The sequence below is a fragment of the Mesorhizobium sp. M0437 genome (assembly GCF_040321335.1).
Taxonomy (GTDB): Bacteria; Pseudomonadota; Alphaproteobacteria; order Rhizobiales; family Rhizobiaceae; genus Mesorhizobium.
Genome location: NZ_JAMYRK010000184.1, coordinates 1 through 1,835, shown reverse-complemented (window position 1 = coordinate 1,835; position 1,835 = coordinate 1). Strand labels below are relative to the sequence as shown.

The window sequence follows — 1,835 nt, the reverse complement described above, 5'->3', positions numbered from 1 at the left end:
CCGCGTCCGTCCGGTTCAGCTCCTCCAAAAGGTAGGTCCGCTCCTCGGGCGACAGGATGTCCAGCTCCCGCACCGGCCTGTCGGGCGCCCGCTCCAGCGCCTCCGCCAATTGCTCGAGCGCCCGCTGCATGTAGCCGCAGACCCGATCGGCAGAGATCGGCTCCACCACCTGTGCGGTGAGGCCGAGCGCCTCGCCAAAATCCTCCACCGACAGCGTCAGCGGATAGTTGGTGCGCTCCTCGCTGCCCAGCCATTCCACGCCGGACAGACCATCGTCCGTCCTGGAGCCGGCCATGGCCGCCGGCGTGTTGTGGCGGTAGTTCAACAGCGCACCGAACAGCGGCGCCGGCGCCGCAACGCCGCTGCAGCGTTGCGCCAGCGCCAGCGAGGCATGCTCGTGCGCCAGCAGCTCGGCCAGACGGGCATGGGTGAGACGCAGACTTTCCTCAACTCCGGTGCCGTCGAGGTCAAGCCGCACAGGCAGGGTGTTGATGAACAGGCCCATTGCGCGGTCGGCGCCCGCACCGGCATGCATGCGGCCGAACAGCACCGTGCCGAACACCACCTGCTCTCGGCCGCTGCTGCGCGCCACCACCTGACCCCAGGCCAGATGGCAAAGGCTGGCCAGGCTCACCCCCAGCCGCCGCGCCTGGGCCCGCAGCCGATCGTTGAGCGCCTGCGGCAGCATCCGATGCGCCTCGCCAACCCCGCTGCCGTCGCCATGCACTTGGCTTAGCCCGAACGGCAGCGTCGGCTCGTCGATGTCCGCCAGCTGTTCCTGGAAGAACTCCTCATGCGCCTTGGCATCGCCCCCCAGGCGCGCCTGCGCCACCAGATTGCGGAACGGCTGCGGCGCGGCAAGCTCATGCGCGCGTCTCTCCAGCACGGCCCGCACCTCGGCATGCATGATCTCCAGCGTCGTGTGATCGCCGATCAGATGGTGCAGCAGCTCCAACAGCAGCCAGCGCCCGCTGCCGGGCTCGCGCGCGATCACGACGCGCATCAAGGGCGCCCGGCCAAGGTCGATGCGGTACTGGCGCGGATCGAACCGCCGCTTCAGCTGCTCGGAACCGGGACCGCCATCCTCATCCAGCTCGACCTCGCGCACCCCCAGGGCCGCCTTGCGCCACACCACCTGCGCCGGGCTCGACAGACCCTCCCAGACAAAGGCCGTACGCAGAATGTCGTGCCGGTCCACCACCTGCTGAACCGCACCAAGATAGCGCTCCAACAGGCCGCGCTCGGCAAACGCCATCTGCGAGACCAGCAGATACGGATCGCCCTTCGTCGCCAGCAGATGATGGAACAGGATGCCGTCCTGCAGCGGCGACAGGCCATAAATGTCCTGGATGTTGGCGACCCCGCCCGGCACCGTGGCGACGATCCGGTCGATCTCCTGTTGGGTAAGATCGATCAGCGTCAGCATCTGCGGCGTAATTGCCGTGCTCTGCTCGCCGATCAGGTTGGCCGGCACCGCCACCTCGTCATGGCTGCCAAGGCTGGCGGCCAGATCGCAAAGCACCGGCCGGGCGAACAGGGTGCGCACCTCCACCCCCAGCGACAGCCGCCGCAGCCGCTCCATCAGCTGCACCGCCAACAGCGAGTGGCCGCCGAGCTCGAAGAAGTTGTCGTGGCGTCCGACCCGCTCGACCCCGAGCAGCTCCGCCCAGATCCCGGCCAGCGCCGTCTCGACCGCGCCCTGCGGCGCCTCATAGGCGGTGCGCGCATAGGCATCATCGGCCGGCGCCGGCAGCGCCTGGCGGTCGAGCTTGCCGTTCGGCGTCAGCGGCAGCGCCGCCAGCCGCACGAACGCAGCCGGCACCATGTAGTCGGGC

1 protein-coding gene is annotated in these 1,835 nt (G+C 69.3%); it reads right to left on the bottom strand.

All coding sequences use genetic code 11. The features are described from left to right. A partial coding sequence (locus NKI72_RS34800) for a condensation domain-containing protein (RefSeq protein ID WP_352852218.1) occupies positions 1-1,835 on the bottom strand: 1,835 nt, incomplete at both ends.